Source organism: Mesorhizobium sp. L-8-10, assembly GCF_016756635.1.
In the GTDB taxonomy this organism is placed as follows: Bacteria; Pseudomonadota; Alphaproteobacteria; order Rhizobiales; family Rhizobiaceae.
Window position 1 is genome coordinate 4,827,728 of record NZ_AP023263.1, and the last position, 26,724, is coordinate 4,854,451.

Genomic DNA, 26,724 nt, shown 5'->3' on the forward strand with positions numbered 1-26,724 from the left:
CTCCACCTTACATCGGCCAATGCCTTGGTCGACCGCGTCAAAATCCCTTCAGAGATTGTCTCCCTCGGTCGAGGTTGCCGCATACGATCCGGCGGCGCTCCCCAGCCCCCATCTCCAGCCGCTGATGTCAGGCATGTCGTCGCCGTGTTTCTCGATGTATTGCCTGTGATCGATCAGCTTGTCGTGGATGGCCTGCTTGAAGTAGGCCGCCCGCGCCCCGAGCTGGGGCAGGCGGTCGATCACGTCCTCCACCAGATGGAAACGATCGAGCTCGTTCAGCACGACCATGTCGAAGGGCGTCGTCGTGGTTCCTTCTTCCTTGTAGCCGCGCACATGGAGGTTGTTGTGGTTGGTCCGTCGATAGGTCAATCGATGGATCAGCCAGGGATAGCCGTGGAAAGCGAAGATGATCGGCTTGTCCTTGGTGAACAGGGCGTCGAAGTCGCGGTCCGACAAGCCGTGAGGGTGCTCGTCGGCGGGCTGCAGCTTCATCAGGTTCACGACATTGATGACCCGTACCTTCAGTTCAGGCAGGTGCTTGCGGATCAGTTCCACCGCGGCCAGGGTCTCGAGCGTCGGAACGTCGCCGCAGCAGGCCATGACAACGTCAGGCTCGGAGCCCTTGTCGTTGCTCGCCCAGTCCCAGATGCCGAGCCCCGCCGAACAATGCTTGACGGCCTGGTCCATGGTCAGCCATTGCGGGGCCGGCTGTTTGCCGGCCACCACGACATTGACGTAGTTGCGGCTGCGCAGGCAGTGGTCGGTCACGGACAGAAGCGTGTTCGCGTCGGGCGGCAGATAGACCCGGATCACCTCCGCCTTCTTGTTGACGACGTGGTCGATAAAACCCGGGTCCTGATGGCTGAAGCCGTTGTGGTCCTGCCGCCAGACATGGGAACTGAGGAAATAGTTCAGCGAGGCGATCGGCCGGCGCCACGGGATGTGATTGCACACCTTCAGCCATTTGGCATGCTGGTTGAACATCGAGTCGATTATGTGGATGAAGGCTTCATAGCAGGAGAAGAAGCCGTGCCGTCCCGTCAGCAGATACCCCTCGAGCCATCCCTGGCACTGGTGTTCGCTCAGCACTTCCATGATGCGGCCATCCGGCGCCAGGTGGTCATCCTCCGGATAGATCTCCGCCATGTAGCATCGGCTGGTGACCTCCAGCACGTCCTGCCAGCGGTTCGAGTTGTTCTCGTCAGGGCTGAACAGCCGGAAGTTTCCGGTCTCGAGATTGGCCGCCATGACGTCCCGGAGGAACCTGCCCATGACACGAGCCGACTCGGCGATGGTTTCGCCGGGGCTCGGTACGCTGACTGCGTAGTCGCGAAAGTCGGGCATGCGGAGATCGCGTAGCAGAAGGCCGCCATTGGCATGGGGGTTGTCGCTCATGCGGCGATGGCCGGTCGGGGCGAGGGAAGCAATTTCGGGCTTGAGGCAGCCGCTATCGTCGAACAATTCCTCGGGCCGGTAGCTCTTCATCCACCCTTCGAGAATCCGGATATGCTCCGGCTTGTCCATCTCGCCCATCGGGACCTGGTGCGAGCGCCAATAGTCCTCGCATTTCTTGCCGTCGATTTCGGCGGGGCACGTCCATCCCTTGGGCGTGCGAAAGACGATCATCGGCCAGGCCGGGCGCGTCACCTTGCCGTCCTCGCGTGCCTCCGCCCAGATGCGCTTGATCGACGCGGAGGCGGTATCGAGCGCTTCGGCCAGTTGCTGATGGACGTCGGCAGGCTCCCTGCCTTCGACGAACAAGGGCGCGTAGCCCATACCCTCGAAGAATTTCCGCAGTTCGTCCCGCGGGATACGGGCGAGGAAGCAGGGGTTCGCGATCTTGTAGCCGTTGAGGTGGAGGATGGGCAGCACGCAGCCGTCCCGAGCCGGGTTCAGGAACTTGTTTCCCTGCCATCCCGTCGCAAGCGGGCCGGTCTCGGCCTCGCCGTCGCCGACGATGCAGGTCACGATCAGGTCCGGGTTGTCGAAGGCGGCGCCATAGGCGTGGCTGAGGGCATATCCCAGTTCTCCGCCCTCATGGATGCTGCCGGGCGTTTCCGGCGCGACATGGCTCGGGATCCCGCCGGGAAAGCTGAACTGCTTGAACAGCCGCTGCATGCCCTCCGTGTCCTGACCGATGTTCGGATAGACTTCGCTGTAGGTTCCTTCGAGATAGGCGTGCGCGACGAGGGACGGTCCGCCATGGCCCGGGCCGATGACATAGATCATGTTCAGGTCTTCGCGCTTGATGAGCCTGTTGAGGTGGACATAGAGCATGTTCAGCCCCGGCGACGTGCCCCAGTGGCCGAGCAGGCGCGGCTTGATGTGCTCGCGCCTCAACGGTTCCTTCAGCAGGGGATTGTCGAGGAGATAGATCTGACCGAGCGACAGGTAGTTGGAAGCCCTCCAATAGGCATCCATCGCCTGCAGTTCGTGGCTCGAAAGCGGGCCGCCTTGATCCCTGGCGGAAGCATGTTTGTCGGCGGCTGCAATCTTGGACGGTGCCATGGAAACGCTCCTGTCGACAGTTCGAGACCGTTCAACGCAAGAGAACCAGCCAAGCGGATAGGCTCGGCACACTCCGTGCCGGTGCTCCAGCGGCAAGCATTGTGCGAATATACCGTGACATTCGAGCGAACAGCTTGCGGACTTCAGCGCCAAGACATCGCTTGGCCGACCACCGATCGGCGATCGAGTTGGCTCTTCACCAGTCGACCGATCGCACCTTGATAAGACACAAGCATATTTCATGGCTTGCGTCACTGCGATCTTGACCGAGGGCGGCCAGCGGCGAACTCAGGCGCCCTGAACGCGATCTACGAACAGGAGGCAGGTGGCCGCACCCGCGACCCCATGAACCCGACCCGGCCAAGGAGCCTCATGGTTAGTGGGGTTCCTCCCTCTGCCATCATGTCGTGCATCCGTTGAGATTTTCGCGAGTATATTGCCCTCAGTTTGATCGCGATATTTGAGATCCGGTTGCGCGAACGATCAGGTGATTGCAATTGTCGATATATAGGAACTGGGAAGAATCCTATTTCCTTTGTATTATTGCTTCAGTTCGATCGCGCGTGATAAGATTCCATAAATCGTTCCTGTTCCCGACAGGCGTCGGGGTGGAGGATTTGCCGTGAAATCTCTTCTTGGCGCTGTGATCGGGTTGGTTGTCATCACGTCGTCCGCCTTGGCCGGCCCGCTGCACGATGCGGCGCGTCAAGGTGATGTCGATCGCGTCCGGCAATTGCTTGACCAGGGCGTAGTCGTCGCTGAACTCGATGAAGCCGGCGATCCGGCTCTTATCATCGCATCCCTGGCCGGACGCGCCGGTGTCGTGGCATTGCTGTTGGAGCGCGGCGCCGACATCGAAATCAGAAACAAACATGGACTGACGGCGCTGCATGCGGCGGCATATGGCGGAAACATGGATGTTATAGAACTGCTCGTCGCCAAGGGCGCGGCAGTGAACGATACGGCGAATTTCTACAAGATGTCGCCGCTACATGCTGCCGCCGAGGAAGGCCATGCCGAAGTCGTGGCGTTTCTGCTGGCGAACAAGGCCGAGGTCGAGGCGCAGGAGCGAAACGGCTATACGCCCCTCAGCCAGGCCGGATGGCGCGACCACTGGGATGCCGCCGATCTGCTCATGAAGGCAGGCGCGGTCTGCCAGAAAGCGGATCTGGTCGGCGACCGGCTCTATGCGGAGTGCACCAAGCGGCAATAGCGCCCGCTTCGACGGAAGCGTGGCCGAGCCACGGAGGTAACCATGTTCAGATCAAGCAGGCTCGCCTCGGCGGCGGCGTGCGGGGCCTTTTCGATCGCGTTGCTGGCGTCCGTCGTCCAGACCGCCTCGGCCGACGAGGTTGTGAATACGGGCTATTTCGGCAATGTGGCCATCAAGGGCTACGACCCGGTGAGCTATTTCACCCAGAACGAGGCGGTCCAGGGCTCGCCCGAATTCACCTATCGTTGGCTGGGTGCGGACTGGCATTTCGTCAGCGCCGAAAACCGCGACATCTTCAAGGCCGATCCGGTCAAATATGCCCCGCAATATGGCGGCTATTGCGCCGACGGCGTTTCGTTCGGAACGATCACCACCAATATCGATCCGAAGGCCTGGCGCATCATCGAGGGCAAGCTCTATCTGAGCTACGATCCCGGAACGGCGGAAGGCTTCGAAAAGACCCCGGAGAAGGTCGTCGATTCCAAGAAACACTGGCCCGAGGTCGAGCAGGCGCTCGTCGCGGAGAAGGCTCGCGAAAGCGCCCAGTAGGTTCGGGAATAGCCGGACCAGGGTTTACAGCGTCAGCTGCCGAGCGAGAAGAACTTCAGCGACATCGGTGTGACATGGACATAGCCCATGCCGGGCTCTTCCGCGCCGGTATTGCGGTACACATAGCCGCAGGCGAGGCGGTCCAGGAAATAGCCTTCGAACTTTTCGCAGAGCCTGTCGCCGTGGATCTCGAAGGTCCCGGTGATGTTGGTGTTGGCGCTGCGGTAGGCAGTGTTCCCGCCCTCGCCGAAGAACTGCATGAAGTCAGTCCCGTTCTTGTGCTTGCCGATCCAGGTCTTGCCATCGGCCAACTGCGCCAAATCGGGCCCGCCCAGCCGATCGGCCTCTTTTCCGTTGAAGCCGAACGGCCATTCCGGAATGCCGGCCTTGCCGAGACCGGCGAGGTGGTACAGACGAGCATCTTCGGTCCAGTAGTCGTAGAGATAGCTGTAGTAGGTCAGATTGCTGTCGGGAAACAGCTCGAGCAGCTTCGCCGCCTGATCCCTGCCTTCCTGGCTGTCGCCTCGCTGGACATAAGCCGCGGCCAGATATTCATGGGCGGGTTCGGCTCTGGGCAGCGCGTCGGCCGCTGCGGCCAGCATCCGGACTGCTCGCTCGTTGTCGCGCCCCAGATAATAGACGACGCCGGCGAGCAGCTTGAAGCTGGGCGGCGGCGTCGGTTCGAGCCGGAGCGACTTGTCCAGTGCCGTCAGTGCCTGGTCGTGCCTGCCCGCCTGGGCCAGAATCAGGGCCAGGTTGCAGAATGCCTCTACATCGTTCGGCTGCAGTTCGACCGCCCTGTTCGCCGAGTCGATCGCCTCGGCCTGGCGGCCGTCGACGAGTTGCAGAAGAGCGAGGACGGTGTGCGCGCGAGCGTTGTCGGGGTCGAACTTCAAGGCTTGCCCCGCCGCGTCATAGGCGATCTTGCGCGCTACGGCGGCAGACCAGAGGAAGTTGTAGTCGTTGCGCCAGACATCGACCGCAATGCGGGCAATGCCGGCATGGGCCTCGGCAAAGGTCGGGTCGAGGTCGATCGCCTTTTGATAGAAGGATAATGTTCGACGATAGGTCTCGACGTCGCTGTACAGGAATCCCTCGTGCTCTGCCCGCAGATAGTAGTCGTAGGCCTCGAGATTCGCCGTAGGGATGCGCGCAAGATGGTCGCGTTCGCCATCGCTCAACTTCACCGCAAGCGCGGAGATGATCTTGCCGATCACCTCGTCCTGGACTGCGAAGATGTCGGCATATTCGCGGTCATAACGTTCAGCCCACATGGAAAGCCCGGTCAGGGCGTCGATCAGCTTGACATTTATCCTGAGCCGCGTGCCTGCCTGTTGCAGCGTGCCTTCGAGGACGAAATGGACCCCGAGTTCGGCCGCAATCTCCTGGATCTTGTCGGCCGAATTCCGGAGCGCGAAGACAGAATGCCGCGCTATGACGAAGAGGCCCGACACTTTCGACAGTTCGGTGATGAGGTCGTCGGTCAAGCCCTCGGCAAGATGATCATGTTCGTCGTCACTGCTGACATTGATGAAGGGCAACACGGCAATGGAGGGCTTGTCCGGGAGCGGGTATGCGACCCGCTCGACGGTCACCGCTGGGCTTGACCTCCATGGTTGCCACCAAAGCAAGCCGCCGGCCGACACCAGAAGCAGCATGGCGATAGCCGTGGCGGCGAGAATGGGGCGAGAAGAGCCGCCGGCTGCGGCGACCGCAGGCGAGGGTGGCGGAACCTTCACGACCGGGGTCATCAGAGCCTCGGCTTTTTCGTCGAGCCTGATGCGGTACATGGTGACGGGATCGGAGATGTTCTTGACGCGCTTTTCCCCGAGGTTTTCGAAGGTGAGGTCGAGCTTGCCCTTGACCTGGCTGAAGGCCGTGCCCGAGAGGTTGATGCCGCCCGCATCGGCCAGTTCCTCGGTGCGTTTCGCGACATTCACGCCGTCGCCATAGATGTCTCCATTCTCGTGGACGATGTCGCCGATGTTGATGCCGATACGGTACCGGTACTGCCGGTCTTCGGGGATGCCGGAGTTCTCCGCGCGCAGCGCCAGCTGCACTTCAACCGCGAAGCAGACGGAGTCCACGACGCTCGCGAACTCCATCATCGCGCCATCGCCGACAAGAGCAGCCACCCGGCCGTGATATTGGGCGGCGCGCGGATCGAAAATATCGCTGCGATGCCTTCGGAACGTCGCCAGAGTCAGCTGCTCGTCCACACCTGTGAGGCGCGAGTAGCCTACCATGTCGAAGGCAAGGACCGCGGCCAGCCGACGTTCCATGCGCAATTCTCCCTGGACGGGAGATTACCTGACGGACACTGGAAAATCCATGACAGCTGCCAGTAGCGCCATCCGCGAATACTTCGCCGCTGTTTGGGCGTCGCGGTGCGCCGCCTGTTTCAGGCGACGATCCTGGAAGCGCCGGGACCGGCGATGGCGGTCGCCTCGATGGAGGCTGGCTGCGGCTCGTGGTCGGCCAGGAACGCGGCAAAGCGGTCGATCGCCAGCGGCCGCGAGATGAAATAGCCCTGGGCGTGATCGAGCGGCGTCGCCCAGCGGCGCAACTGCGCCAGGCGTTCCGCCGTCTCGACGCCCTCGATCACCATGGCCCTACCGGTGGCTCGTATCATCTCGACAGCGTGCACGAGCATTTGCGCCGTCAGGCTGCCGTCGGGCGCAAGCGCGAAGGCCCTGTCGAGTTTCACCCCGTCGACGGACAGCGTCGCCAGGTTGGCCATGTTGGAATAGCCGGCGCCGAAGTCGTCGATATAGATGTCGATGCCGGCGCGCCTGAGTTCCTCGATCTCGCGTTGCGCGCTGTCGGCCTGGATGGCGCCGCTTTCGACGATTTCCAGGGTGATCTCGAAGCGTTCCCGGGCCTGGTCGAAGATCGAGAAGATCTCCCGAAGCGTGTCGCCGTCGAGATCGCGCGGGAAAATGTTGAAGTTGACCCGGAGCCGTACCTGGTCAGGCAGCGAGGAAAGCTCCTCGAAGGCGCGCTGCGCGACAAGGCTGGTGAAGCGCCGAGTCAGATCGTAGCGTTCGACGATGCCGATGAATGCATCGGGAAAGAGGATCGTGTCGTCGACATCGCGCCATCGGGCCAGCACCTCGCAACCCGAAACCCTGCCGCTCTCCAGATGGATTATCGGCTGATAGGCCAGAACGATCGAGCCCGCGTCCAGATGGCGGCGGAAGCGCGCTTCGAGCGACCAGTAGGCGCGGATCAGCCTGCTGCCCTGGGCTGCGACCCATGCCGCGACCAGGGCCGCGCCGACGAGGGCGACCAGGAAACGCTTCCATTCCGCTGCGAGAATGTCCGCGAGCCTGGCCCTTGCGGCCACGCATTGCAGGCCGGACCTGCCGCACTGGCGCAGGACGAATGCTCCGGCGTGGAGCGGCGACCAGGCGGAGCCGGACGCGAGCCGGTTTTCGTCATGCTCGTTGATCCCGGGAGTGCCGCTGCGATGCCACCAGGAATTGTCCGGCGCGGCAAGACCTGTCTCCAGCTCCACCCATGGATGAAACGGCGTGACGATCTGTTGCTTCGGAACCACCACGGCGAAAGGCTCGCTCAGCGCAATCGTTCCGTGCAGCCCATCGAGCCTCAGGAAACCCAGATCGCGGTCGAGCCATATCGCCACACTGTCCGCCGTGATGTCGGGCGTGCCCAGCGCAACCGGCGCGACGAGACGTGGTGCCGATATCGAACACCGGACGACGCCGTCAGGGGCATAGATGAACTCGCTGAGGCCATCGGGCAGGAAGGCGACCTTGCGCAACTGGCTGCCGAACGCGGGTGAGCAGGGTTCGGCGGTCACATCCTTGTGCAGCATGGCGAAGGTGTTGCGGACATTCTCGTCGAGGCGCTCGAAACGCTCGAGCGCGCTGCCGATCTCGGCGCGCATGACGATGCCGATCTGGCGCGCGGCGACAATGCCGATCAGGCCAAGCACGAAAGCGAAAGCGGCTGCCCAGATCACGGCGACGATGAGCCGGCGATGGCCCGCGGATATGAAAACGCTGACGAGCTTCGCCATGGCATGTCCTAACCCCGCCCTATTGGACACGACATTCTTCAAGGCCTGGTTAATCCCGACGCCGATGACGTCGGCCCGAGTGGTGGGTCCGGCCGGACATGAATTCGCCAAACCGGCGAGGGATAAGCTGGGGGCCGGGCAAGGATGCCCGGCTTTCGCCGGGGCTCGTCATGATCAGGCTCGTCGTCATCACGCTTCTTGTCGTTCTCGTCTGGTTCTGGGCCCGTCAGGTCATAGGCTGGGCGAGGTCGAGGTCCCTCGACTGGAGCGGCATTATGTTCGCGCTGGGTTTCGTGGCGCTTGCGTTCTATCTCCGTCACGTGACCGGGATCGGCTGAGGCGCTGGCCGCGCTTTGTGCTCAACCGGCCGGCGGCGTCGTACCGCCGATCAGCCGCGTCACCTCGGCCGCCGCGCCATGCACCAATGGCCCGAGCTCGGCGAGCCGCTCGACCGTCACGCGCACGGTCGGCCCGGAAACCGAGATTCCTGCGACCGGCTCCGCGAACTCGTTGAAGATCGCCGCCGCGACGCAGCGCATTCCCGGGTGTCGTTCCTCGTCGTCGACCGACCAGCCACGCGACGCGATCTCGTCGAGGTCGCGGCCGAGCGCCGACGCGTCGGCCAGCGTCTTGTGCGTATAGGCTTTGAGCCCCGCGCCTCGGACGACCGCCGCGACACGCTCTCGCGGCAGATGCGCGAGGATCGCCTTGCCGATCCCGGAGGCATGGAAGGGGCTGCGCGTGCCGGGGCGGAAGAAAGCCCGGATCGCCTGATGGGTCTCCACCTGGCTGACGAAGACCACGCAGTCGTCCTCCGCGACACCGAGATTTGCCGTCTCTCCGGTCTTCTCCATCAGTTCCTGCATCAGAGGGCGCGCGCGATCGGCCAGCTTGCGGCGCCGCAGGAAGGCGGAGCCGATCCGATAAGTGCCGACGCCGATCGACCATAGCTGGTCGGTACGGTCGAACTCGACCATCGCGTGGTTCTCCAGCGTGGTCAGCATGCGATAGGCGGTGGAAGCGGCGAGCCCGGTCCGGGACGCCACCTCGCTCAGTGACAGGCCGTTCCCTTCGGCAACGACGGCAAGGATGCGCAGCGCCCGGTCGAGCGACTGGACGGAGCCTGCATCTGCCGGCGCATTGAAGGAGCGAGGGCGTCCGCGCTGTCGTTTTTCGGTCATTTCCATTTCCTCACTATAAAAAAATTTTTCGAGGCATGGAAATGGGTTGATGCTGAAAAACCAAAAACCGTTGGGAATCAATTTGTAGCCGAATTTTTCGCTATTTGGAAAATTATTTTGGAAAAATTGAAAAATGACGAGGCTGCTGGCATGCTCCGGTCATCACCAAAACCGGAAACGGAGGGAGGCCCATGGCCAGAATGCGCGCCGTCGACGCGGCGGTTCTCGTGCTCGAAAAGGAAGGGATCTCGGCGGCGTTCGGTGTGCCGGGCGCCGCTATCAATCCGCTCTACTCGGCACTGAAGGCGAGGGGCACGATCCGCCATATCCTGGCGCGTCATGTGGAGGCGGCCTCGCATATGGCCGAAGGTTATACACGCGCCAAGGCCGGCAATATCGGGCTGTGCATCGGCACATCAGGTCCGGCCGGCACCGATATGATCACCGGGCTCTATTCGGCGTCGGCGGATTCGATCCCCATCCTGTGTATCACCGGACAGGCGCCGCGCGCCAGGCTGACCAAGGAAGACTTCCAGGCCGTCGACATCGCTGCGATCGCAGGCCCCGTCTCCAAATGGGCCGTGACCGTGATGGAGCCCTACCAGGTGCCGATGGCGTTGCAGAAGGCGTTCCATCTGATGCGCTCGGGCCGCCCCGGTCCGGTTCTCATCGACCTGCCGCTCGATGTGCAACTGGCCGAGATCGAATTCGACATCGAGACCTACGAGCCGCTGCCGGTCTCGAAACCGGCGATGACGCGCGCCCAGGCCGAGAAGGCGCTGGCGATGCTGAACGGGGCCGAGCGGCCGCTGATCGTCGCCGGCGGCGGCATCATCAACGCCGATGCCTCGGATCTGCTGATCGAATTCGCCGAAATCACCGGCGTGCCCGTCGTTCCGACGCTGATGGGCTGGGGCGCCATCCCGGATGACCATCGGCTGATGGCCGGCATGTGCGGCCTGCAGACGTCGCATCGCTACGGCAACGCCACCATGCTCGCTGCCGACTTCGTGTTCGGCATCGGCAATCGCTGGGCGAACCGCCACACCGGATCGGTCGAGAAATATACGGCCGGCAAGAAGTTCATCCATGTCGATATCGAGCCGACACAGATCGGCCGTGTCTTTGCGCCCGATTTCGGCGTGGTGTCCGATGCCGGCGCGGCGCTGAAGGTGCTGCTCGACGTCGCCACCGACTGGCGCCTGGCCGGGAGGCTGCGCAACTGGGCCGACTGGTCGAAAGAATGCCGTGAGCGCAAGAAGACGATGAAGCGCAAGACGCATTTCGACCAGGTGCCGCTGAAGCCGCAGCGCGTCTATGAGGAGATGAACAAGGCCTTTGGCCGGGACACCTGCTATGTCTCGACCATCGGGCTGAGCCAGATCGCGGGCGCGCAGTTCCTGCACGTCTACAAGCCGCGGAACTGGATCAATTGCGGTCAGGCCGGACCGCTCGGCTGGACGCTGCCGGCTGCACTGGGCGTGCGTGCCGCCGATCCCGCGCGTGAAATCGTGGCGCTCTCGGGCGACTACGACTTCCAGTTCCTGATCGAGGAACTGGCCGTCGGCGCCCAGCACAAGCTGCCCTACATCCATGTCGTCGTGAACAACGCCTATCTCGGCCTGATCCGCCAGGCCCAGCGCGGTTTCGCCATGGATTTCGAGGTCAGCCTCGCCTTCGAGAACATCAATCGTACCGGCGACGCCGAACCGGGTTACGGCGTCGACCATGTCGCGGTCGCCGAGGCGATGGGCTGCAAGGCCATCCGGGTGAAGAAGCCGGAGGAGTTCGCCGGCGCCTTCAAGGAGGCGCGGCAACTGATGGAACGATATCAGGTGCCGGTCGTGCTCGAATTCATTCTGGAACGCGTGACCAACGTCTCGATGGGTACCGAGATCGACGCTATCGTGGAGTTCGAGGAACTCGCCGAAAAGAACGAGGACGCGCCGACGGCCATCGCGCTGCTCGACTGAGAGGACCAGGAACATGCCGCGCTTTTCAGCCAATCTCTCCATGCTCTTCACCGAGCACGATTTTCTCGACCGCTTCGAAGCGGCCGCGCAAGCGGGCTTCTCCGCGGTCGAATATGTCGGCCCCTACGACCATGCGCCCGAAGTCGTCGCGGCAAGGCTCAAGAAGAACGGGCTGACACAGGCGCTGTTCAACCTGCCCCCGGGCGACTGGGGCAAGGGCGAGCGCGGGATCGCCGTGCTGCCCGACCGCACCGACGAGTTTCGCCGCGGCGTCGACACCGCCATCCTCTACGCCAAGGCGCTGGAGTGTCCGCAGGTCAACTGCCTCGCCGGTATCGCGCCTGATGGCATCGGCCGCGAGGAACTCGAGGCGGTCTTCGTCGCCAACCTCAACTACGCGGCCGCCAGGCTGAAGGAGGCCGGCATCCGGCTGCTGATCGAGCCGATCAACACCCGCGACATTCCGGGTTTCTTCCTGAACACGTCGCGGCAGGCGCTGGACGTCATCGACCGCGTCGGGTCGGACAACCTTTATCTGCAATACGACATCTATCACATGCAGGTCATGGAGGGGGATCTCGCCCGGACGATCGAGGAAAATCTCGGCCGCATCGCGCATATCCAGCTCGCGGACAATCCCGGCCGTCACGAGCCGGGGACGGGCGAGATCAACTATCCGTTCCTTTATGCGCATCTCGACCGGCTGGGTTATGCAGGCTGGGTGGGCGCCGAATACAAGCCCAAGGCGGGCACGGATGCCGGGCTCGGCTGGTTCGAAGGCTTCAGGGGCAAGGGGAGTGCGGCGGCTTAGGTCGAGGCACGCTGCGCATTTCTTGGTAGCATAGACCTTCAACTTCGATCGTCGCGCTGCCCCTCATCCGGCTGCCGCCACCTTCTCGCCGCAAGCGGGAGAAGACCGCTGCCTTTGGCGGTTTCGCCAATCGTCGAGGCTGGAGAATGAGCGCTGTCGTGGCGGCAGCCGGATGAGGGGGCGGCGCCGATGGTTTGAGATTCTCGCTCGGCCGTCCATCTTTTGGGAGGAAAGCCAGGCAGGCGAGGCGTCGCAGACATTCTTGAAAGGACACGACAATGGAAACGATCGGCTTCATCGGGCTCGGCATCATGGGGGCGCCGATGGCGGGACATCTTCTCGACGCGGGCTATCCTGTCGTCGCCAGCGATCATCGCAGCCGGCCGCCGCAATGGCTGGTGGACAAGGGACTGAAGATCGTCAGCGGACATGACGCGGTCGCGCGGGCGGCCGAAATCGTCATCACGATGGTGCCCGACACGCCGCAGGTGCGCGAGGTGCTGTTCGGAGAGGGCGGTGTCGCTGCCGGCCTCGCCAGGGGCAAGCTCGTCATCGACATGAGTTCGATGTCGCCGATCGAGACGAAGGAGTTCGCGCGACAGATCAACGCGCTCGGCTGCGACTATCTCGACGCTCCGGTTTCTGGCGGCGAGGTCGGCGCCAAGGCTGCATCGCTGACGATCATGGTCGGCGGCAGCGAGGCCGCCTTCACGCGGGCGAAGCCTGTCTTCGAGAAGATGGGCAAGAACATAACGCTGGTCGGCGACAACGGGGTCGGCCAGACCACCAAGGTGGCCAACCAGATCGTCGTGGCGCTCACCATCGAGGCGGTCGCCGAGGCCCTGGTCTTCGCTTCCAAGGCGGGCGCCGATCCCGCAAAGGTACGTCAGGCGTTGATGGGCGGGCTTGCCGCTTCACGCATCCTCGAAGTGCACGGGGAGCGCATGGTCAAGCGCACCTTCGCGCCTGGCTTCCGCATCGAACTGCACCAGAAGGATCTGAACCTCGCGCTGGAAGGGGCGAGGGCGCTCGGCGTCTCGCTGCCGAACACCTCGACCACGCAGCAGCTCTTCAACTCCTGCGCCGCGAATGGCGGAGCGAAGGAGGATCACTCGGCGCTGGTGCGGGCGTTGGAGCGTATGGCTGGGCATCAGTTGGGTCAATGAGAGTATTAGCGAATAGCGAATAGCCAGTAGCGAATAGGGGAAGAAGAAAGGGCTTGCGCGAGAGGCAAGACCCAGTTGCTACTCGCTACTCGCTAGGAATTTCCTTGCCGCATAGAGCGCGACGGCCGCCGCATTCGACACGTTGAGCGAGCGGATGGCGCCGGGTATGTCGAGCCGCGCGAGCGCGGTCACCGTTTCGCGCGTTTTCTGACGCAGGCCCTTGCCTTCCGCGCCCAGCACCAGAGCGATGCGGCCGCCGGCGAAGGTTGCCTCCAGCTCGGCCGGCCCGTCCGAATCGAGGCCGATCGTCCGGAAGCCGGCCTCGTGGAGCTGGCCGAGCGCATCGGCGAGATTCTTCACCTCGATCAGGTCGATATGTTCGAGCGCGCCGGAAGCCGATTTCGCCAGCACGCCCGATTCATGCGGGCTGTGCCGCGACGTGGTGATCAGCGCCCCGGCGCCGAAGGCCACGGCCGAGCGCATGACGGCGCCGACATTGTGGGGATCGGTCACCTGGTCGAGCACGATGACCAGCGGCGTTTCGCCGAGCGCCGACAGCGCCTTCGGCTTCAACGGCTCCGCCTCGAGGAGGGCGCCCTGGTGCACCGCCTCGCTGCCGGTGATTCTGTCGATCGCCCTGGGTTCGACGAGCTCGCTCTCGAAGGGCAGGGCGGCGAGGTCGGCGATTCCCAGCCGTTCCTGGGCGTTGCGCGTCACCAGCAGCTTGCGGATCCTGCGCCTGGGATTGTCGAGCGCTGCCCGCACTGTATGGAGGCCATAGAGCCGCACCAGCCCGTCGGCAGGATGTTCCGCGGGTGCCACCACGGGGCGCGGCCGCGGCGCACCACCGCTCTTGAAGTCGCGATGGGCGCGGCGCAGCCGGGCATAGTGTGTGTCCTTGGGCGTGCCGGTTTTGTTGTCCTTGCTCATGGCGACTTCTATAGCGGCGCTACGTGCCCTTGGATATGGCGGCCGGAACCGGCATCGTGGAAATTCCCGATTGTTTGTGCCTGGCGTGGTTGACAGCCCGGAGGCTTGTCGCCATAAGGCGCATCGCGGATTTGAGGAAGGCTTCGGCCGACACCCGAACCCCGCGAAAATGCCTCGTTGCATGGCTCCGGCGGCAGACTGGAGAGGTGCCCGAGTGGTTAAAGGGGACGGACTGTAAATCCGTTGGCTCAGCCTACGTTGGTTCGAATCCAACCCTCTCCACCACTGCCGGCCCGGAAGCCTTGGAACGCGACGCGGGTATAGCTCAATGGTAGAGCAGCAGCCTTCCAAGCTGAATATGCGGGTTCGATTCCCGCTACCCGCTCCAAGGCATCCTTTTGAAAATGTTGCTGTTCCTTAGTCGATCATAAGCGGCGTTTCAGCGCCGCTCCACCGCCTCGGCTTCCCCGCCCGTCGTCGCAGATGTTCGGGACGTCGCCGAAGGGCGAACCCCATCAGCGGTCAATCGCGGTCGTCATCGAAATCGTCATCATCGTCATCGAGGTCGTCGTAGGGGTCGACGTCTTCGGGATCCACGAACTTCAAGGGATCTACGACAGGGACCAGGAAGACGCGGGACAGGCTGGCGGCTTCGCGGCCGGCTTCCCAGGCCTCGACCTCTCCAGGAAGCGCTTCCCGCAAGTGGATTTCGGATTTTCCGTCCCAAAGCGGCTGAGCATTGCTCTGGAGCACGTACAAGTCCCCGAGGAATTCCCTGTCTGCCAGCCGCTCCTCTGCCGCCTGGCTGTTCGCGGCATCGAAGGCGAAGATCGCGCGCTGGGCGATTTCAGCCACATACACGGTCATCGTCGGCCCTTTCCTGGAACCGTGATCGGAGCGGGGATCGCGCTCCGATGGCGATGTGCATCTGTTCGCGCATCGTAGCCCGGAAGCTGCATGGACACCATATGCCAATGCGTGCCCGATGCCCTTACCCGAGGCTGCGTTTGCGAGGCGGTATGCGGCAGGACGGCTATCCGCCCGGCGGCGCCGATATCCTTCTCTCGGGCCGATGCCTGCGCCAGGGGGGCCTTCGCCAATGCTTGCGGTCTGGACATCGACGCCGGACCGCAAGTAAATCTCGTGTCGACAAACGCTCGAGATTGGAAGACATGCCCGCTTATCGCTCACGCACCACCACGCACGGACGCAACATGGCCGGCGCGCGCGGCCTCTGGCGCGCCACCGGCATGAAGGACGCCGATTTCGGCAAGCCGATCATTGCTGTGGTCAACTCCTTCACCCAGTTCGTGCCGGGCCATGTACACCTCAAGGACCTCGGCCAGCTCGTCGCTCGCGAGATCGAGGCGGCAGGCGGCGTCGCCAAGGAGTTCAACACCATCGCCGTCGATGACGGCATCGCCATGGGCCATGACGGCATGCTCTATTCGCTGCCGTCGCGCGAGATCATCGCGGATTCGGTCGAATACATGGTCAATGCCCATTGCGCCGACGCCATGGTCTGCATCTCCAACTGCGACAAGATCACGCCCGGCATGCTGATGGCGGCGCTGAGGCTCAACATCCCGACGGTGTTCGTCTCGGGTGGTCCGATGGAGGCCGGCAAGGTGGTGCTTGCTGGCAAGACCCACGCGCTCGACCTCGTCGACGCCATGGTGGCGGCGGCCGACGATCGGGTGAACGACGAAGACGTCAAGGTGATCGAGCGTTCGGCCTGCCCGACCTGCGGATCTTGCTCCGGCATGTTCACCGCCAATTCCATGAACTGCCTGACCGAGGCGCTCGGCCTGTCGCTTCCGGGCAACGGCTCGACGCTCGCCACCCATGCCGACCGCAAGCGCCTGTTTGTCGAGGCGGGGCATCTGGTCGTCGATCTGGCCCGCCGCTACTACGAGCAGGACGACGAGAGCGCCTTGCCGCGAACGATCGCCTCGAAGGGCGCGTTCGAGAATGCCATGGCGCTCGACATCGCCATGGGCGGCTCGACCAACACCGTGCTCCACATACTGGCGGCCGCGCATGAGGCGGAGCTGGATTTCACCATGGCCGACATCGACCGGCTATCGCGCAAGGTGCCTGTGCTGTGCAAGGTCGCACCGGCCAAGTCCGACGTGCACATGGAGGATGTGCATCGCGCAGGCGGCATCTACGCCATCCTCGGCGAACTCGACCGCGCCGGCCTTCTCAATCGCGACTTGCCGACCGTCCATTCCGAGTCGATCGGCAAGGCGATCGAGCATTGGGACATCGCGCAGACCAAGAGCCAGAAGGTCCGCGACTTCTTCCTGGCCGCGCCCGGGGGTGTGCCGACGCAGGTTGCCTTCAGCCAGGAGCGGCGCTGGGACGATCTCGATCTCGACCGCGAGGCCGGTGTCATCCGCAACGCCGAGCATCCTTTTTCGCGCGACGGCGGGCTGGCCGTGCTCAAGGGTAATCTGGCCATCGACGGCTGCATCGTGAAGACGGCCGGCGTCGACGAGAGCATTCTCAAATTTTCCGGTCCGGCGCGGGTCTTCGAGAGCCAGGACGCGACGGTGAAGGCGATTCTGTCGAACAAGATCAATCCGGGCGACGTGGTGGTGATCCGCTACGAGGGACCACGTGGTGGGCCCGGCATGCAGGAAATGCTCTATCCGACGAGCTATCTGAAATCGAAGGGCCTCGGCAAAGCCTGCGCGCTCATCACCGACGGGCGCTTCTCGGGCGGAACGTCGGGCCTATCCATCGGCCATGTCTCACCCGAGGCGGCCGAGGGCGGCGTCATCGGGCTCGTCCGCGAGGGCGACCTCATCGAGATCGACATCCCGAACCGGACGGTCAATCTCGCGGTCGCCGATGACGAGATCGCGCGCCGTCGCGCGGCCCAGGATGCGGCCGGCTGGAAGCCCGCGGAAAAGCGGGAGCGCCGGGTGACGACCGCGCTCAAGGCCTATGCGGCCTTCGCCACCAGCGCGGCGAAAGGCGCTGTGCGCCAGTTGCCGGAATAACGGGAATGGAAGGTAGCGGGCACCGAACACGCGGCGCCCGCCTGGCTCGTCAGCCAGGTTTCGGCTTTCCCGTTTCCGGGCCACGCGTTTCGGTCCGGGAGCGGTCGTTCTTCATGAGCGACCGACAGGAGCAGATCAGGGGTGGTGGAGGCCCTTGCCCCGGAACGCGGGATGCCTACATCGGTTCCATATTCCATCCCGGTCGACGGTTCGGTCCCGACGGTCGGGCGCCGTCGCCAAAAGATGCTTGTGTTTTTCGGCCTTTGTCGCTAATCGCCCGCACTCAGGACCGAACTGAAGCCCAAGCCGCCCAAGGAAGAGACTATGGCCAAAGGTAAATTCGAGCGTACGAAGCCTCATGTGAACATTGGAACGATCGGTCACGTCGACCACGGGAAGACGTCGCTGACGGCTGCGATCACGAAGTTCTTCGGCGAGTACAAGCCGTACGACCAGATCGACGCTGCGCCCGAGGAGAAGGCGCGCGGCATCACGATCTCGACGGCGCATGTCGAGTACGAGACGCCGAACCGGCACTACGCGCATGTCGACTGCCCCGGCCACGCCGACTATGTGAAGAACATGATCACGGGTGCGGCGCAGATGGACGGCGCGATCCTGGTCGTTTCGGCCGCCGACGGCCCGATGCCGCAGACGCGCGAGCACATCCTGCTGGCCCGCCAGGTCGGCGTTCCCTCGATCGTGGTGTTCCTGAACAAGGTCGACCAGGTCGACGACGCCGAGCTGCTGGAGTTGGTCGAGCTCGAGGTTCGCGAGCTGTTGTCGAAGAACGAGTTCCCCGGCGACGACATTCCGATCGTGAAGGGCTCCGCGCTTGCCGCGCTCGAGGACTCCAACAAGGAGATCGGCGAGGACGCGATCCGCAAGCTGATGGAAGAGGTCGACCGCTACATCCCGACGCCGAACCGTCCGATCGACCAGCCGTTCCTGATGCCGATCGAGGACGTGTTCTCGATCTCGGGCCGCGGCACGGTGGTGACGGGGCGCGTCGAGCGCGGCATCATCAAGGTCGGCGAGACGGTCGAGATCGTCGGCATCCGTCCGACGACGTCGACGACGGTGACCGGCGTGGAGATGTTCCGCAAGCTGCTCGACCAGGGCCAGGCGGGCGACAACATCGGCGCGCTGCTGCGCGGCGTCGACCGTGAGGGTGTGGAGCGCGGCCAGATCCTGTGCAAGCCGGGTTCGGTGACGCCGCACACGAAGTTCAAGGCCGAGGCCTACATCCTGACGAAGGAAGAGGGCGGCCGTCATACGCCGTTCTTCACCAACTACCGTCCGCAGTTCTATTTCCGCACGACGGATGTGACCGGCATCGTGAAGCTTCCCGAAGGCACCGAGATGGTGATGCCGGGCGACAACATCACGGTCGACGTCGAGCTGATCGTGCCGATCGCCATGGAAGAGAAGCTGCGCTTCGCCATCCGCGAAGGCGGCCGCACCGTCGGCGCTGGTATCGTGGTGTCGATCACCGAGTGATCGAAATCAGGCAGGAATGACGACATAGGGCGGCTTCGGCCGCCCTATGCTTTTGGGCAGTCTTCCAAACCGCCGCGGCGACTGCCACATGGACGCGGGCCTGGGCAGGCTAGCGTGGATTCGCTCACGCCTCACCAGCCCAGACTTGCCGCTGGTTTTCGTCCGAGAACCAAGGCTTCGAACCGGCCAGGAGGAGGAACGGATGCCCGACGACGTCCCCACGCTTTACCAATGGGCTGGCGGTGGCGAGGCGCTGGGGCGCCTGACGCGAACCTTTTACGACAAGGTGCTCGCGGACGAACTGCTTGAACCGGTGTTCCGCAATATGTCGCCGGATCATCCCGGGCATGTCGCCGCCTTCATCGGCGAAGTGTTCGGCGGACCCAGGACCTATAGCGTGAGCCTCGGCGGCCATCGCGCCATGGTCATGCACCACCTCGACCGGCATCTCACCGAACCGCAGCGGCGGCGCTGGGTCGAGCTGCTGGCCGATGCCGCCGACCATGTCGGCTTGCCCGACGACCCGGAATTCCGCTCGGCCTTCATGGCCTATGTGGAATGGGGGACACGGCTGGCCAGGATAAACTCCGAGTTCGAGCCCGATCACCAACCCGCCGAAGAACCCATGCCGCAATGGGGCTGGGGCGTTCCCGGCGGACCCTACCAGCCGCAGGAATAGAAAATCGGGGTGCCATGCGGTTTGTTTTGCACAAGCTGACGAAGCGCTCTTTACAGGACGCGCGGAAGCCCTTAGGAAGCGGCCCTGCCGTGCTTCGAGCACAGCGTTAGGGGTATAGCTCAGTTGGTAGAGCGGCGGTCTCCAAAACCGCAGGTCACAGGTTCGAGCCCTGTTGCCCCTGCCACTCCAAAGCCTTTTCCCCGCGCCGGCCAGCCACTACTTCGAACGGCCGGCAAGGTCCGAATAAAGATCGGAAAACTCCTCGCGCAATCGGGCCTTCTGCACCTTGCCCATCGTATTGCGAGGCAGATCGTCGACGAAGATGACCCGCTTGGGCTGCTTGTAGCGGGCAAGGCGATCCGTCAAAGCACCGAGCACTGCCTGCTCGTTCAGGGAAACGCCGGACTCGCGTACCACCACGGCGGTCACGCCTTCACCGAAATCGGGGTGCGGCACACCGATGACGGCGCTCTCCACAACGCCCGGCACCAGGTCGATCTCCGCTTCCACTTCCTTCGGGTAGATGTTGTAGCCGCCCGATATGACGAGATCCTTTCCGCGCCCGACTATGTGGACATAACCGCGCTCGTCGATCCTGCCGAGGTCTCCGGTGATGAAGAAGCCGTCTTCACGGAACTCGGCCTTGGTCTTTTCCGGCATGCGCCAGTATCCTTTGAACACGTTCGGTCCCTTGACCTCGATCATGCCCGTCTCGCCGTCGGCGACGGGACTGCCGCTCTCGGGTTCGGTGACGCGCAGCGACACGCCCGGCAGCGGGAAGCCGACGGTTCCGGCTACCCGGTCCCCCTCATAAGGATTGGACGTGTTCATGTTGGTCTCGGTCATGCCGTACCGTTCGAGGATGGCATGGCCGGTCTTTTCCGCGAAGGTCCGGTGCGTCTCGGCGAGAAGGGGCGCGGAGCCCGACACGAACAGCCGCATTGCGGCCGCCGCTTCGCGGGTCAGCCCAGGGTGCTGGACGAGCCGGACATAGAATGTCGGCACGCCCATCATGCAGGTGGAAGTCCGCATAAGCCGCAGCGCCTCGTCCGCGTCGAACTTCGGCAGGAAGTACATGGACGCCCCTGCCAGCAGGACCACGTTGGAGGCGACGAACAGTCCATGGGTGTGAAAGATCGGCAGCGCATGGATCAGCCGATCGGCACGGCTGAAGCGCCAGTAGTCCTTCAGCGTCCTCGCATTCGACAGAAGATTGTCGTGGGTCAGCATCGCGCCCTTGGAGCGGCCGGTGGTGCCCGACGTGTAGAGGATCGCCGCAAGGTCGTCCGGAGCGCGCGCGACGTTCGTAAAGTCCGGTTCCGCGTTGGCGGCGAGCTCGACAAGCGAACCGCCTCCGGCTTCGTCCAGCGTTTCGACGCGTGCCCCGTATCGCTGCGCGATGGGGAGGATGCCGTCGCGGGTCCTCGGCGTCATGACGACCAGCCGCGGCTCCGCGTCACCGATGAAGTAGTCGAGTTCGGCAAGCGTGTAGGCCGTGTTGAGGGGAAGGTAGACTGCGCCCGCGCGTACACAGGCGAGATAGAGCATCAGCGCCTCCGGGCTCTTTTCAACCTGCACCGCAACGCGGTCGCCCGGCTCGATGCCGAGCTTCACCAGCGTCGACGCAAGCCGGCCGGAAAAAGCGAGCATGTCGTCGTAGGTCCAGGATCGGCCGTCGACCGTCTCGATGAAAACTGCCTCCGGCGTCGCGGCGGCGCGGATCGCGTCGAACAGATGATTGCTCATTCGGTGAATTCCCTATTCCCTTTCGCTCCCGAATTGCCGCCTCGGGTGGTCGCCGTTTCCTTCTCCCATTTGGCCAGGCTGCGCGATGCCTTCGCCGGCGGTACTAGACGCCGGATCGACGGCGTGGCGACGACCTCGCCCTTGTCGGCGAAAGCCTCGTGATTGGTTTCGATGTCATCGAGCTTGTAGAGGTAGTTGACCATCAGCCCGTGCGCCTGGCTCATCGCGCGCGCGGAGCGGTCGGCAAGGAAGTTTATGCGCTCCAGGCGCGCGCCGTTGCCCAGATGGAAACGCGCCACCGGGTCGACGATGCGCCCGTCGGCCGACCTGGCCCGCAGGAAGTACCATGCGGTCGCAGATGTCAGGATCGGCTGGAGCGCAGCCACAGCCTCTGTCTCGTCTGGCCAGTTCGGGTCGTCGAGCATGTTCAGTTGAGACCTGTCGGCGCTCGCCAGGGCGTCCGAAACCTCGGCGCGCCGTTCGCGGGCGAGCCATTGCGCAAAGCCGGGAACAGGCGACAGCGTGACGAACGTATCAAGCTTCGGCAACTCGCGGCGCAGATCCTCCACCACCTGCTTGATCAGGAAATTGCCGAATGAAATGCCGCGCAGACCCTCCTGACAGTTGGAAATCGAATAGAAGACAGCAGTCGTGGCCTCGTTGGCGCGGATGGGCGCGCGATCCTCGCGCAGCAGGTCGTCGATCCGGGCGGGTATCTCCCGCGTCAACGCCACCTCGACGAAGATCAGAGGGTCGTCGACAAGCTGCGGATGAAAGAAGGCGAAGCAGCGCCGGTCCTCCGGCGCAAGGCGGCGGCGCAATTCGTCCCAGCCGCTGATCTGATGAACCGCTTCGTAGCGGATGATCTTCTCCAGGATGTCGGCCGGCGTCGACCAGCTTATCGGCCTGAGCACAAGGAAGCCCCGGTTGAACCACGACCCGAACAGATGGGCGAAGTCCGCATCAACCGCCTGCAGGTCCCGATCCTCGGACTTGAGCTTCAAGAGCACTTCCCGCATCCGTACGAGCGTGGCAATGCCGTTAGGAGCAAGGTTGAGGCGGCGGATCAACTCCTGACGGCGCGGCTCGGCGGCCTCGTGCAGCTCGAGCAGCGCAGAAGCGCTGCGGCTCGCGCGGTAGGCCTCGATCGCCTTTTCGAGACGCTCGATCCGAGGGCCGAAGCGGGTCAGCAACATGCGCATGAACTCGCGCTGGCTGTCGATGTCGAAAGCATTCCAGCGATCCAGTATGTCCTTGGCCAGCGCCATGCCGGAGGCTTCGCCCTTGCTCGAAAGCAGGGCTTCGCAACGCGTCTCCATCGTGCCGACCGCGTGCGGCCCGTTCCCCCGTTGCGTTCCGAGCGAGAGGAAGCGCCGTCCGCGATCGGTGATCGTCTGCAGCATGTCTCCGAAAAAGGAGGACGTGTTCATTGGACGGTTCCCATCATCTGGTTCGGCAGCCAGGTCGCGATTTCGGGGAAGATGCAGAGGACGGCGATGGCCAGGAACATGACGAGCACGTAGGGCAAGGCTCCCCACAGGATGTCCCTCGTCGGGACGGTCGGCGCTATCGCGTTGATGACGAAGAGGTTCAGGCCAATCGGCGGTGTGATCAGCCCGACTTCCATGTTGATGGTCAGGATGATTGCGAACCAATAGGGGTCGAATCCCGCCTGTGTGACAATCGGAAACAGCATCGGCGCGGTCATGACGATGACCGCGACCGGCGGCAGGAACATGCCCGCAACCAGGAGAAAGATGTTGACGACCAGCATCAGCACCCAGGGGTTCACATCCATGCCGGCGATGGTGCTGGCGACCGTCTGGGTAATGAAGAGCGATGACAGGGCGAAGGCGAACAGTTCGGCGGCAGCCATGATCATCATGATCATGACGCTTTCGCGCATGGCGGATCCGAATATGTTGGCGATGGGCCGGGTCCGGAACAGCCGGTAGCTCAGGATGACGACGACGAGGGTGAGCAAAGCGCCGGCGCCGGCCGCCTCGGACGGCGTGGCGATGCCGCCGTAGAGCACGTAAAGCGTGCCTGCGATGATCAGCAGGAAGGGCAGGACGCGGGGCGTCGCTTCCAGCCTTTCCCTCAGCGTGTATCGCACGGCGCGAGCATCGAATTCGTAGCCTTTGCGCTTGCAGTCTATGATCGCCCATACCATGAACATCACGGTCAGCATGATCCCCGGCACCACGCCGGCCATGAACAGCCGCCCGATGGATGTTTCGGTGGCGATGCCGTAGACGATCAGCGTGACCGACGGAGGGATGAGGATGCCGAGCGTGCCGCCGGCCGCGATCGATCCGGCGGCGACGGTCGTCGGATAGCCGCGGCGAAGCATTTCCGGGATGCCCATCTTGCCGATGGCGGCGCAGGTCGCCGGCGACGAACCGGTCATGCCGGAGAAGATCGCGCATGCGCCGATGTTCGACAGGACAAGGCCGCCTGGAATGCGGTTCAGCCAGCGGTCCAGGGAACTGTACAGATCCGATCCGGCCGGCGACGAGGCGACCGCGGCTCCCATCAGCACGAACATCGGGATCGACACATAGGCAAGGTTTGCGATGCCGGAAAACATCGTGTCGCCGAGCACATAGAAGATGGCGGTACCGCTTTGCGCGAACAGGGCGACGAAAGCCGCAAGCCCAAGCGCGAAGGCGATGGGCATGCCTGTTGCCAGCAATACGAAAAGACACGCTACGATCATGAGACCGGCAAGGGTCGGGCTCATCGCGAATGCTCCTTTGCGTGCGTGTTCGAATCCGGCTTCAAGGCCGGCGTTTCCCCGACGATCGCCGCATGAGCGTCATGCGGCCCGGCGTCGGCCCTCCCAAATGTCAGGATCTGGGCGAAATACTGCAGGCAAAGGACGGCGAATCCGACCGGCAGGGCTGCCAGAGGCACCCAGAGAGGCGGACCCCATACGCTCGAATGCTTCCAGTTGCCAACCCATGCCTCGTGGAATTGCACCCATGTGGCGACGAGCATTATGAGGCAGAAAACCAGGCCGAGAAGGCTGCCGACCAGTCTGAGGTACCGTCGAGCATCATCGGCGACGAGCATCTCCACGACGTCGACGCCGACATGTCCACCCTTCATGAGCACGTAGGGCGCGCCGAGAAAAATCGCGGCCGTAGCGGAGAACACGACGAAGTCGGTCTGCCAGATTGTCGGCAGTCTGAATACGTAGCGCATGAAGATCATCTGGCAGACAACGAGCATTGCCGCGATCATCAGCAGGGTGGACAGGACAGCGAGCGCGCGGGACAGTCCGGCGATCGCCCTTACATAGCCATCGACCATTGGACGCTTCCTTGTCGGTGAAGCGGGCGGCGGCGAGGGATCTGCCGATCGGATCGTCGCCACCCGCCGTCGCTTATTCCACGGCCAGGGCCTTTTCGATCAGTTGGTCGCCGCCGGGTACGTTGGCGGCAAATTTCTTGTACGAGGACTGCTTCGCAATCTCCAACCAGGCATCGTAGTCGGCCTTCGACATTTCGACGACCTCGACATTCGCTTTCTTGTACGTGTCGACCATGATCTGGTCGCCCTTGCGGACTTCTTCGTTGAAGAAGGCCTCGGCCTTCTCGCCCGCCGCAAGGATCGCCTTCTGTTGAGCTTCGTTCAGGCCCTGGAAGACCTTCTTGGACATCAGCACCGGCTCGTACATGAACCACAGCGCGTTCTCGCCTGGCGCGGTGAGACATTTCGCCTGTTCAAAGAGGCGGTAGGAGACGAAACTCGCGGAAGAGGTGTTGGCCGCGTCAAGCACGCCGGTCTGCATGCCGGTATAGATCTCCGACGAGGGCATGGATGAGATCGATGCGCCGGCCGCTACCAGCATCTCTTCGAAGGCCGGCCCGGCGGCCCGGATGACCTGCCCCTTGACCGTCTCGGGCGCGGTGATGCAGCCCTTTTTTGAAGCGAACGCGCCCGAGAGCCAGGCATCGGAGATTACGATCGCGCCGGCATCATCGATGATCTTCTTGATATCCTGCATGAATTCGGAATCGTTGAGCCGCAAGGCCCGGTCGAAGTTCCCGACCAGTCCCGGCATGAGCGTCGCCGAGAACTCCGGATGACGTCCCGATGCATAGTCCAGCGGGAAGGACGTCAGGTCGAGCAGGCCGCGGGTCACCGCGTTCCACTGGTCATTGGGCTTGTATAGCGAAGAGCCCGGGAAGACCTGGATCTCCAGTCCGACATTGGCCGCCGCGACCTCGCGGGCGATGATCTGCACCATCTCGTCGCGGATGTCGCCCTTGCCGCCGGGAAACTGGTGGGATGCCTTGAGCACCGTTTGGGCGGAAGCCTCGGTGCCGGTGAAACTGCCGAGAAGCATCGCCGTGGAGATGCAAAGCGCTCTGATGGACTGTCGCAATTTTTCCTCCCTTTGGTTCCGGCCTCCCGCCGGCTGTTTGAATTGGAGGTGATTTTGCACGCACTGTCAACCGAATTGTATGCATCGGCGGCTGAATTGCATTTTTTGCACTTGCGGGAGATCGCGAAACGCAGCAGAATTTCTGCATGAAGATCAATCAATCGAGTCGGTTGAAGGCCCAGATCGAGGAGGAGATCGCCACCGGCGCCCTGCGGCCGGGAGAGCGTCTTGACGAGGCCTCGCTTGCCGCCCGCTTCGGTGTTTCGCGCACGCCCATACGCGAGGCGCTGCAGCAGCTTTCGATCGCCGGCCTCATCGAGCATCGCCGCCACCGCGGCGCTGTCGTTAGTGCGCCCGATCCGAAGCAGTTGCTCGAAATGTTCGAACTGATGGCGGAATTCGAGGCAATCTGCGCGCGGCTGGCGTCGCGCCGCATGCTCGTCTCGGATGAGGTGCAGTTGAAGAAGACGCTCGAATCATGCCGGCTCGCAGCCGAGTCCGGGGATACGGATGCCTATTACTACGAGAACGAGCGCTTCCATCAGGCGATATACACGGCCAGCGGCAACACCTTCGTCGCCGAGCAGGCGATGGCGCTGCACAAGCGGCTGGCGCCGTTCCGCCGCCTTCAGTTGCGCGTCCGCAACCGCATGCAGACGTCGTTCTCTGAACACAAGTCCATCGTCGAGGCGCTGACCGAGGGCGATGGAGACCTTGCGGCGTCGCGTGCCTATGCCCATGTGGCAGTGCAGGGCGAGCGCTTCGCCGACCTGATCGCGTCGATCAACCGGGCGGCAGCGCGACAGTAGGTCGACTCAGCCCCCTTGGCGGTGACCAATGAAACCGGACAATTCGTGTGCTACCTAACCCGGACAACTCGTGTGCTTACGACACCCATTGCATATCAAGCTTGCCAAAACGCGACTTTTGAGGCATAAGCACGCCATAGCCGGGAAGGGACGACTGGATGGTTCCATGCTGGCGCTTTGACAATAAAGCGGATTGTTCACACTTGCATGTGTCGG

The 26,724-nt window shown here is 63.3% G+C and carries 21 protein-coding genes and 3 tRNA genes; 13 read left to right on the forward strand and 11 right to left on the reverse strand.

All coding sequences use genetic code 11. The annotated features are described in order from the left end of the window. Positions 1-48 precede the first annotated feature (48 nt). Positions 49-2,508 (reverse strand): phosphoketolase family protein, encoded by a 2,460-nt coding sequence (locus JN280_RS22240; protein WP_202305286.1) that lies wholly within the window; start codon positions 2,506-2,508, stop codon positions 49-51. Positions 2,509-3,130: 622 nt separating this feature from the next. Between JN280_RS22240 and JN280_RS22245 the strand changes: the two genes are divergently transcribed. Both JN280_RS22245 and JN280_RS22250 read left to right on the forward strand, forming a co-directional pair. Then, positions 3,131-3,721: an ankyrin repeat domain-containing protein gene (locus JN280_RS22245; RefSeq protein WP_244741898.1), complete on the forward strand. Its 591-nt coding sequence runs from the start codon at positions 3,131-3,133 to the stop codon at positions 3,719-3,721. A gap of 42 nt (positions 3,722-3,763) precedes the next feature. Beyond that, on the forward strand, positions 3,764-4,270 hold the full coding sequence (locus JN280_RS22250) for a YHS domain-containing (seleno)protein (RefSeq protein ID WP_202305288.1): 507 nt from the start codon (positions 3,764-3,766) through the stop codon (positions 4,268-4,270). A 32-nt stretch (positions 4,271-4,302) separates the two neighbouring features. Here JN280_RS22250 and JN280_RS22255 read toward each other — a convergent pair whose 3' ends face one another. Both JN280_RS22255 and JN280_RS22260 read right to left on the reverse strand, forming a co-directional pair. Further along, entirely contained in the window at positions 4,303-6,552 is a 2,250-nt protein-coding gene (locus JN280_RS22255; RefSeq protein WP_202305290.1) for an adenylate/guanylate cyclase domain-containing protein, read from the reverse strand. A 119-nt stretch (positions 6,553-6,671) separates the two neighbouring features. Further along, positions 6,672-8,312, reverse strand: coding sequence for an EAL domain-containing protein (locus JN280_RS22260; RefSeq protein ID WP_202305292.1), 1,641 nt, complete (start codon positions 8,310-8,312; stop codon positions 6,672-6,674). A gap of 98 nt (positions 8,313-8,410) precedes the next feature. On the opposite strand from JN280_RS22260, the gene JN280_RS22265 reads away from it, so the two are divergent. Further along, on the forward strand, positions 8,411-8,650 hold the full coding sequence (locus JN280_RS22265; RefSeq protein WP_202315344.1) for a hypothetical protein: 240 nt from the start codon (positions 8,411-8,413) through the stop codon (positions 8,648-8,650). 21 nt (positions 8,651-8,671) lie between these two features. Here JN280_RS22265 and bhcR read toward each other — a convergent pair whose 3' ends face one another. Beyond that, positions 8,672-9,499, reverse strand: a complete 828-nt coding sequence (bhcR, locus tag JN280_RS22270; RefSeq protein ID WP_202305294.1) for an HTH-type transcriptional regulator BhcR — start codon at positions 9,497-9,499, stop codon at positions 8,672-8,674. Between the two features lie 185 nt (positions 9,500-9,684). Between bhcR and gcl the strand changes: the two genes are divergently transcribed. The 3 genes from gcl to JN280_RS22285 all read left to right on the forward strand — a co-directional run bounded on the left by gcl (position 9,685) and on the right by JN280_RS22285 (position 13,443). Further along, positions 9,685-11,466, forward strand: a complete 1,782-nt coding sequence (gene gcl / locus JN280_RS22275) for a glyoxylate carboligase (protein WP_202305296.1) — start codon at positions 9,685-9,687, stop codon at positions 11,464-11,466. Positions 11,467-11,479: 13 nt separating this feature from the next. Then, on the forward strand, positions 11,480-12,277 hold the full coding sequence (gene otnI, locus JN280_RS22280; protein WP_202305298.1) for a 2-oxo-tetronate isomerase: 798 nt from the start codon (positions 11,480-11,482) through the stop codon (positions 12,275-12,277). Positions 12,278-12,555: 278 nt separating this feature from the next. Continuing rightward, complete coding sequence (locus tag JN280_RS22285) at positions 12,556-13,443, forward strand: 2-hydroxy-3-oxopropionate reductase (protein ID WP_202305300.1); 888 nt, start codon at positions 12,556-12,558, stop codon at positions 13,441-13,443. Between the two features lie 78 nt (positions 13,444-13,521). On the opposite strand, the gene JN280_RS22290 is transcribed toward JN280_RS22285, so the two are convergent. After that, positions 13,522-14,373, reverse strand: a complete 852-nt coding sequence (locus JN280_RS22290; protein WP_202305303.1) for a TrmH family RNA methyltransferase — start codon at positions 14,371-14,373, stop codon at positions 13,522-13,524. 200 nt (positions 14,374-14,573) lie between these two features. Between JN280_RS22290 and JN280_RS22295 the strand changes: the two genes are divergently transcribed. Then, positions 14,574-14,658: transfer RNA gene (locus JN280_RS22295), tRNA-Tyr, on the forward strand. A gap of 29 nt (positions 14,659-14,687) precedes the next feature. Then, a tRNA-Gly gene (locus JN280_RS22300) sits at positions 14,688-14,761 on the forward strand. Between the two features lie 134 nt (positions 14,762-14,895). Here JN280_RS22300 and JN280_RS22305 read toward each other — a convergent pair. Continuing rightward, positions 14,896-15,240, reverse strand: a complete 345-nt coding sequence (locus JN280_RS22305; protein ID WP_202305305.1) for a hypothetical protein — start codon at positions 15,238-15,240, stop codon at positions 14,896-14,898. A 305-nt stretch (positions 15,241-15,545) separates the two neighbouring features. Here JN280_RS22305 and ilvD point away from each other — a divergent pair, with 305 nt between their 5' ends. The 4 genes from ilvD to JN280_RS22325 all read left to right on the forward strand — a co-directional run bounded on the left by ilvD (position 15,546) and on the right by JN280_RS22325 (position 19,744). Then, a complete protein-coding gene (ilvD, locus tag JN280_RS22310) occupies positions 15,546-17,381 on the forward strand; it encodes a dihydroxy-acid dehydratase (RefSeq protein WP_202305308.1) in 1,836 nt (611 codons plus the stop codon). Positions 17,382-17,705: 324 nt separating this feature from the next. Beyond that, positions 17,706-18,881 carry an elongation factor Tu gene (gene tuf, locus JN280_RS22315; protein WP_202305309.1) on the forward strand — a complete coding sequence of 392 codons (1,176 nt, stop codon included), beginning with the start codon at positions 17,706-17,708 and terminating at the stop codon, positions 18,879-18,881. Positions 18,882-19,083: 202 nt separating this feature from the next. Next, the gene (locus JN280_RS22320; RefSeq protein ID WP_202305310.1) at positions 19,084-19,560 is read left to right on the forward strand and encodes a group II truncated hemoglobin; all 477 of its coding nucleotides are present in this window, start codon (positions 19,084-19,086) and stop codon (positions 19,558-19,560) included. 108 nt (positions 19,561-19,668) lie between these two features. After that, positions 19,669-19,744 (forward strand) — tRNA-Trp (locus JN280_RS22325). 32 nt (positions 19,745-19,776) lie between these two features. Here JN280_RS22325 and JN280_RS22330 read toward each other — a convergent pair. The 5 genes from JN280_RS22330 to JN280_RS22350 form a co-directional block, all read right to left on the reverse strand. Next, complete coding sequence (locus JN280_RS22330; protein ID WP_202305311.1) at positions 19,777-21,306, reverse strand: malonate--CoA ligase; 1,530 nt, start codon at positions 21,304-21,306, stop codon at positions 19,777-19,779. Then, the gene (locus JN280_RS22335) at positions 21,303-22,736 is read right to left on the reverse strand and encodes a malonyl-CoA decarboxylase (protein ID WP_202305312.1); all 1,434 of its coding nucleotides are present in this window, start codon (positions 22,734-22,736) and stop codon (positions 21,303-21,305) included. The genes JN280_RS22330 and JN280_RS22335 overlap by 4 nt, the downstream gene beginning before the upstream one ends. Then, a complete protein-coding gene (locus JN280_RS22340) occupies positions 22,733-24,049 on the reverse strand; it encodes a TRAP transporter large permease (protein ID WP_202305313.1) in 1,317 nt (438 codons plus the stop codon). Before JN280_RS22340 ends, JN280_RS22335 begins: the two co-directional genes overlap by 4 nt. Continuing rightward, a complete protein-coding gene (locus JN280_RS22345; RefSeq protein ID WP_202305314.1) occupies positions 24,046-24,621 on the reverse strand; it encodes a TRAP transporter small permease subunit in 576 nt (191 codons plus the stop codon). The genes JN280_RS22340 and JN280_RS22345 overlap by 4 nt, the downstream gene beginning before the upstream one ends. 73 nt (positions 24,622-24,694) lie before the next feature. Continuing rightward, positions 24,695-25,660 (reverse strand): TRAP transporter substrate-binding protein, encoded by a 966-nt coding sequence (locus JN280_RS22350; protein WP_202314979.1) that lies wholly within the window; start codon positions 25,658-25,660, stop codon positions 24,695-24,697. A gap of 185 nt (positions 25,661-25,845) precedes the next feature. Between JN280_RS22350 and JN280_RS22355 the strand changes: the two genes are divergently transcribed. Beyond that, positions 25,846-26,508: a GntR family transcriptional regulator gene (locus tag JN280_RS22355; RefSeq protein ID WP_202305315.1), complete on the forward strand. Its 663-nt coding sequence runs from the start codon at positions 25,846-25,848 to the stop codon at positions 26,506-26,508. Positions 26,509-26,724 lie beyond the last annotated feature (216 nt).